Source organism: Sinomicrobium pectinilyticum (assembly GCF_003725735.1).
GTDB classification, from domain to species: domain Bacteria; phylum Bacteroidota; class Bacteroidia; order Flavobacteriales; family Flavobacteriaceae; genus Sinomicrobium; species Sinomicrobium pectinilyticum.
In genome coordinates this window covers 1-7,062 of sequence record NZ_RJTM01000019.1, presented here as the reverse complement: position 1 = coordinate 7,062, position 7,062 = coordinate 1, and the positions used below count along the sequence as shown (strand labels likewise).

Genomic DNA, 7,062 nt, shown 5'->3' with positions numbered 1-7,062 from the left:
ATTGGATATCGGCGGGGTAAAATACGACCTGGTCAAGGATGAAAACGGCGTTTGGACAGGAGAGTCTGCTCCCCAGGATGAAGGGTTTCATTACTACCAGTTAAACATAGACGGCGCCTCCGTTCCCGATCCCGGTTCGCGCTATTATTACGGGGCCGTCAGATGGGGGAGCGGTGTGGATGTGCCGGCCCGCGACCAGGACTTTTATGCATTAAAAAACGTCCCGCACGGGCATGTACATCAGATATTGTTTCCTTCCGAAAGCACCAACACTTCCCGCAGGGCTTATGTGTACACCCCTCCGGGATATGACACCGATCCTTCAAAAAGCTACCCGGTCCTGTATCTGCAACACGGCTTCGGCGAAAACGAAACCTCCTGGCCCAATCAGGGTCACGCCAATTTGATCATGGACAACCTGATCGCCGAAGGAAAAACAAAGCCCTTTATCATCGTAATGACTTACGGGATGACCAATGATATCGAGTTCGGAAAATTAAATGAATTTGATATTACCCCTTTTCAAACCGTACTTATAGATGAATTGATCCCTTATGTCGATACGCATTTCCGTACCCTCGCCAATCGGGATAACCGTGCCATGGCAGGTCTTTCCATGGGCGGAATGGAAACGCGGACCATCACGCTTGCCAATCCGGATGTATTTTCATACGTAGGCCTTTTTAGTGGCGGAAGCATTAGTCCGGATGACCTGAAAGAACATCCGGATTTTAAAAAGAATGTAAAACTGTTATTTGTAAGCTACGGAAGCAAGGAACTCGAAAATCCGGGAAGAGGTCCCTGGGGCGACCCCAGGAAAAACACCGAAGCAGTTAACAAGGCAGGCATGAACACCCGCTTTTATGTTTCGCCCGGTACGGCGCATGAGTTTCAAAGCTGGCGCCGCAGCCTGTATCAATTAGCACCGTTGCTGTTTAGATAATATAGATTCTCCCAGGTACGGGAATATTGAAAAATCTGATTTTTAGTACACATATCAATGAGATCATTATATACTTTTATAAGCTGTGCGGTCATGTTGCTGTCGGGCAGCAAGACTTTTGCCCAGGACCCCGATTTCTACATATTTCTGGCTTTTGGCCAGTCCAATATGGAAGGACATGCCCGTTTTGAAACTGTGGATACTACTAAGGCCAACAATCGTTTTCGTATGCTGTCTGCCGTAGACTGTCCCGATCTCGGGAGAAAAAAAGGAGAATGGTACACGGCCCGCCCGCCGCTTTGCCGTTGTAATACGGGTTTGACACCCTCCGATTATTTCGGCCGTGCACTTGTAGACAGGCTACCGGAGAATATCCGTATTGGAGTCATTAATGTCTCCGTAGGAGGCTGTAAGATCGAACTGTTCGATAAAGACAATTATCAGTCCTATGTATCCGACGCACCCGATTGGTTGAAGAACATGGTCAAAACCTATGACGGAAATCCTTACGAACGCCTGGTGGAAATGGCAAAACTGGCCCGGAAAAAAGGAGTGATCAAGGGAATTCTGCTGCATCAGGGCGAGTCCGATACGGGAGATACATCCTGGCCGGAGAAAGTAAAGACTGTTTACGATAATCTGCTGGAAGATCTCAGGCTGAAAGCAGAAGAAACCCCGCTTCTTGCCGGCGAACTGGTAAGCGGGGAGCAGGGAGGGAAATGCGCAGGCATGAATGCCATCATTAAAACCCTGCCCCAAACCATTCCGACGGCACATATCGTTTCGTCCGAAGGATGCGAAGCTATTGGCGACGGATTACATTTCTCTGCCGAAGGGTACCGGGAGTTGGGTAAGAGATATGCAGAAGTAATGCTTTCCGTGTGGGGCATGGATCTACAGAAATAAGCAAAATTTCCACAGTATATTAAATCAGAAATTAATTCAATATAACCCATGAAAAACAGACACACGATACTTTTGATCATTATGGCCGGGTTCCTTTCTTTCGGAGCACACGGCCAAAAGAAGAATTACCCGGTATTCTCCAAGGCGGTATATTCCGGAAATGACCAGGTTTATAAAGACAACCCCCTGGAGGAGGATGAGTTTTATAACCCTATATTACAGGGTTGTTATCCTGATCCCGCCATCACCCGGAAAGGAGATGACTACTATATGGTCTGCTCTTCATTTGCGATGTTTCCCGGGGTACCTGTTTTTCATTCCAACGACCTGGTGAACTGGACACAGATCGGCCATGTGCTGGACAGGACTTCCCAGCTGGACGTGCACAATACCGGGATAAGCCAGGGGGTGTACGCTCCGGGGATTACGTACAATCCGCATAATGATACCTTTTATATGATCACGACGGCTTTTGCAGGCGGCCTGGGGAACATCGTGGTAAAAACCAAAGACCCGGAACAGGGGTGGAGCGAACCGATAAAATTAGGCTTTGATGGTATTGACCCCGATATTTTCTTTGACGATGACGGGAGGGCTTATGTAGTGCACAACGACGCTCCGGAAGAGGCGCTTTACGAAGGCCACCGTGTGATCAAGGTCTGGGAGTACGATGTGGAAAAAGACCGGGTCATTCTCGGTACCGACAAGGTCGTCGTCAACGGGGGCGTGGACCTTTCCCAACAACCCATATGGATAGAGGCTCCCCATATCTATAAAAAAGACGGCCGCTACTACCTGATGTGTGCCGAAGGAGGCACCGGAGGTAACCACAGCGAGGTGATCTTTGTAAGCGACAGCCCCGAAGGCCCGTATAAACCGGCACCTTCCAATCCTATACTTACCCAGAGGTATTTCCCGAAAAAACGTAAAAATAAAGTGGACTGGGCAGGCCATGCCGATTTGGTGCAGGGACCTGACGGCAGGTATTACGGGGTGTTTCTCGCTATACGCCCCAATGAAAAGGACCGGGTAAATACCGGCAGGGAAACCTTTATTTTACCCGTGGACTGGTCCGGGGAATTCCCGGTTTTTGAAAACGGCCTGGTCCCTATACAACCCAAACTGAAGATGCCCGAAGGCGTGGTCAATAAAATGGGACAGGAAGGCTATTTCCCCAATGGGAACTTCACTTATGAAGAAGATTTTTCTTCGGAAAACCTCGATTACCGCTGGATCGGGTTGAGAGGGCCCCGCGAAGCCTTTATCTCAAAAGTGAAGAACGGCTTGCAGATCGAACCTTTTGATGCAAACATCAAGGAACTGAAACCTACGTCCACCCTTTTTTACAGGCAACAACACAATACTTTCTCTTTTACCACCACGATGGATTACAAACCGCGATCGGAAAAAGACCTGGCCGGTATGGTCTGTTTGCAAAACGAATCTTCCAATTATGTGTTCGGGATTACCAGAAAGGGAAAGGATTACGTGCTGCTGCTGGAAAGAACCCGGAAAGACCGGGGAGATAGCCAGGCCCGTTCGGATATCCTTGCAAGTACGGTCATAGATATCGAAAAACCGATACAATTACAGGTAGATGCTGATGGAGATGAGTACCGTTTCAACTATGCCATTGACGGTTCCGGGTTTAAAAACCTGGGAGGCACGGTTTCGGGGGATATTTTATCGACCAATGTAGCAGGAGGCTTCACAGGGGCACTGATAGGGTTGTATGCCACATCTGCAAACGACACCGTTCCGTTTTGATACCCGATTCCCGGAGGCGCAAAAAAAATTAAACAGAAAAAGGTCTGAAGTCAGAAGTAAATATACTTCGGACATCGGACCTCAAAAAAATACTTATGAAAAGAGTACTTGTTTTATGTAGTTTATTGTTCTCATTAATGGCCCATGCACAAAATAATATCTCGGTTTCCGGTCCGGACGGAAACCTGGAAGTCGAGGTGTCGGTCAATGAGGGCAAAGTCTTGTATAATGTAAGCTATAAAGGAAAAACTTTCGTAGAGAACTCTCCCCTGGGACTTAAAACCAATGCGGGGGATTTTACCTCCGGCCTGAGCTTCGTGGAATCATCCGAAGGGGAAGTGGAAAAGGAATATACACAGGACAGGATCAAGAGATCGGAAATATCCTATAAGGCAAATACACTGAAATACACCCTGAAAAATAAAGCGGGTAAGAAGATCTCCGTAGTATTCCGGGTAAGCAATAACGATATTGCCTTCCGTTACGAGTTGCCGGTGTGGGAGAAGACCAGGGCTTGTGTGGTGGAGCGGGAAATTACCGGTTTCAGGTTTCCCGGATTCACGACTACATTTTTATCTCCCATGATGAAACCCATGACCGGTTTTGCCCGCACGGCCCCGAGTTACGAAAGCGGGTACGATCCCGATGCCGCCATGAGTGAAAATAACGCCGAGGGAGGTTATGTGTTCCCCGGGCTTTTTCATATCGGGGAACGCGGTTGGGTCCTGGTTTCGGAAACCGGGGTACGAAGCCTGTACACTGCCTCGCACTTAAGCAGCTATACCAACGGCGTGTATACTGTTGACTATCCTTCCCCGGGGCAAAATAACGGTTTCGGAAGTACCGGCGCACAGTTGGGGCTTCCGGGAGTGACTCCCTGGAGGACCATAACCGTTGGGGAAACATTAAAACCCATAGTAGAAACCACCATCCCGTTTGATGTGGTCGACCCCCTGTATGAACCGTCTGAAGATTACAAATACGGCCGGGGTACATGGAGCTGGATCATCTGGCAGGACCCCAGCATGAATTACGATGACCAGGTAAAATACATAGACCTGGCAGCGGCATTGAATTTTGAATACATCCTCATAGATGCCTGGTGGGACAGGGAGATCGGCTATGAAAAAACGGAAGAACTTGTCAGGTATGCCCGGTCTAAAGGAGTGGACGTTTTTTTGTGGTATAACTCCAACGGCACTGCTAACGATGCCTTTATGACACCCTTAAACAAAATGAATACCTCCGTTTCCAGAAAGGAAGAAATGAAATGGCTTAAAAAAGTAGGAGTTAAAGGCTTGAAAGTGGACTTCTTTGGTGGTGACAAGCAAGAAACCATGCGCCTGTACGAAGATATCCTTTCCGATGCCAATGACTATGGCCTGATGATCATTTTTCACGGGGCCACGCTTCCGAGGGGTTGGGAGAGAATGTTCCCCAATTTTGTGGGGAGCGAAGCGGTCCTCGCCTCTGAAATGCTGGTTTTTGTTCAGGATACGCGCGAAAAGGAGGCCTTCTATGCCAGCCTTCATCCCTTTATACGGAACAGTGTAGCCAGTATGGAGTTCGGAGGCGTTATACTGAATAAATATCTCAACAAAGGAAACAGGGAAGGACAAAAACGCATAACCACCGATGGCTTCCAGCTGGCCACAAGTATTCTTTTCCAGAACCCGGTACAAATGTTTGCATTGACCCCGAATAACCTCACCGATGTTCCCGGGTTTGAGATCGATTTTATAAAGAAGGTCCCCACCACCTGGGATGAAACCCTGTATATCGACGGTTATCCGGGCAAATACAGTGTCCTTGCCCGCAGGCATAAGGAAAAATGGTATGTCGCAGGTGTGAATGCCGAAGATGATGCCAAAAAGCTAAAACTAAGCCTGCCCATGCTTGCCGGAAAAACAGTGACCATATATAATGACAATAAGGACAAGGAAACGTATATGGAAAAAATAAAAGTTTCCCGTAAGGGGACATTACAACTGACCGTTCAATCCAAAGGAGGGTTTGTATTAACGCAATAAAAATCAGGAATCCCATGGAATTCAGATATAAAAAGATCACCACCTTCATACTGTTCATTGTGCATTGTGGTCTGGCAAGTGCCCAAAACCCCATTATTCAGACCAGTTATACGGCCGATCCCGCTCCGATGGTATATCATGACAAGCTCTATCTTTATACCTCTCACGACGAAGATGAATCCACCTGGTTTACCATGAATGACTGGAGGCTGTACACTACCGAAGATATGGTCAACTGGACAGATCATGGGGCGGTCCTGTCTTATACGGACTTTAGCTGGGGCAAGATGAATGCCTGGGCTCCGCAGTGCATTGAGCGGGATGGCAAATTCTATATGTATGTGCCGGTTACCGACAGGGACAATAAAAACGGTATAGGAGTAGCAGTGGCAGACAGCCCTTATGGCCCTTTTATTGACCCTTTGGGCAAACCTTTGATCAGCAATAGTATGGCTGATATCGACCCTACAGCTTTTGTGGATGACGATGGCCAGGCTTACCTGATGTGGGGAAACCCGGTCTGTTATTATGTAAAACTGAACGAGGATATGATTTCCATTCAAGGGGAAATAGAGCAGTTTCCCAATACGGTAGAATCCTTCGGAAAGCGGGAAGGGGAGGAAAACCCCCGCAGGCCCACCACTTATGAGGAGGGCCCCTGGTTGTATAAACGCAACGGGTTGTACTATATGTTTTTTGCGGCGGGACCATTGCCCGAACATATCGGATATGCTACCGCTAATAGTGTAACAGGACCCTGGAAATACAGGGGAGTGGTAATGCCAACTGAAGGCGGGGCTTTTACAAACCATCCCGGTGTTGTGGATTTCAGAGGGAATACGTACTTTTTTTATCACAATGCTGCTTTGCCCGGCGGAAGCGGATTTACGCGTTCTGTCGCGGTTGAAAAAGCGGAATTCGAAAAAGATGGTTCTATTGTGCAAATGAAAATGACCGACGGTATAGAAAAGGGGGTAAAAAACCTTAACCCTTATATCAAGACCGAAGCAGAAACCATAGCATGGTCCGAAGGTGTCAAATCCATGGAAAATGATGTGGTAGGTGTTTTTATAATAGCCATGCAGAACAATGCCTATATCAGGGTCAGGGATGTGGACTTCAGGGAAACGGGGCCCTCAGAATTTATGGCAAGAGCGGGGACTGTCCATAACGGGAAAATACGTATGGAGATCAGGGTGGACAGCCCTGACGGGAAACTGCTCGGAACGGTGGATGTTCCCCTTACGGGCGGAGATGACCGATGGGAACTGGTATCAACTCATGTGGAAAACATAAAAGGAGTACATGATGTATATTTTGTCTTTAAGGGAGAGGCATCAAGTAAGATATTGTATTTTGATTACTGGAAATTTTCGGAGAAATAATTGAGCTATACTTTAATCCCATTAACTGGGG

The 7,062-nt window shown here is 47.7% G+C and carries 5 protein-coding genes; all 5 read left to right on the top strand.

Translation table 11 applies throughout. From position 1 onward, the window contains the following. Positions 1–943, top strand: a 943-nt coding sequence (locus ED312_RS03860; protein ID WP_123214695.1) for an alpha/beta hydrolase, incomplete at its 5' end; no start/stop codon positions are given. 57 nt (positions 944–1,000) lie between these two features. Next, positions 1,001–1,849 (top strand): sialate O-acetylesterase, encoded by an 849-nt coding sequence (locus ED312_RS03855; protein WP_123214694.1) that lies wholly within the window; start codon positions 1,001–1,003, stop codon positions 1,847–1,849. 81 nt (positions 1,850–1,930) lie between these two features. Continuing rightward, positions 1,931–3,616, top strand: coding sequence for a glycoside hydrolase family 43 protein (locus ED312_RS03850; protein WP_394342843.1), 1,686 nt, complete (start codon positions 1,931–1,933; stop codon positions 3,614–3,616). A gap of 95 nt (positions 3,617–3,711) precedes the next feature. After that, the gene (locus ED312_RS03845) at positions 3,712–5,646 is read left to right on the top strand and encodes a glycoside hydrolase family 97 protein (protein WP_123214692.1); all 1,935 of its coding nucleotides are present in this window, start codon (positions 3,712–3,714) and stop codon (positions 5,644–5,646) included. Positions 5,647–5,660: 14 nt separating this feature from the next. Next, complete coding sequence (locus tag ED312_RS03840) at positions 5,661–7,031, top strand: glycoside hydrolase family 43 protein (protein ID WP_123214691.1); 1,371 nt, start codon at positions 5,661–5,663, stop codon at positions 7,029–7,031. The last annotated feature ends 31 nt before the right edge of the window (positions 7,032–7,062 follow it).

Excerpts from the sequence above, each read along its gene's own strand:
- ED312_RS03855 (WP_123214694.1), top strand. The coding sequence starts at position 1,001 with ATGAGATCATTATATACTTTTATAAGCTGTGCGGTCATGTTGCTGTCG.
- ED312_RS03850 (WP_394342843.1), top strand. The coding sequence starts at position 1,931 with ATGGCCGGGTTCCTTTCTTTCGGAGCACACGGCCAAAAGAAGAATTAC.
- ED312_RS03845 (WP_123214692.1), top strand. The coding sequence starts at position 3,712 with ATGAAAAGAGTACTTGTTTTATGTAGTTTATTGTTCTCATTAATGGCC.
- ED312_RS03840 (WP_123214691.1), top strand. The coding sequence starts at position 5,661 with ATGGAATTCAGATATAAAAAGATCACCACCTTCATACTGTTCATTGTG.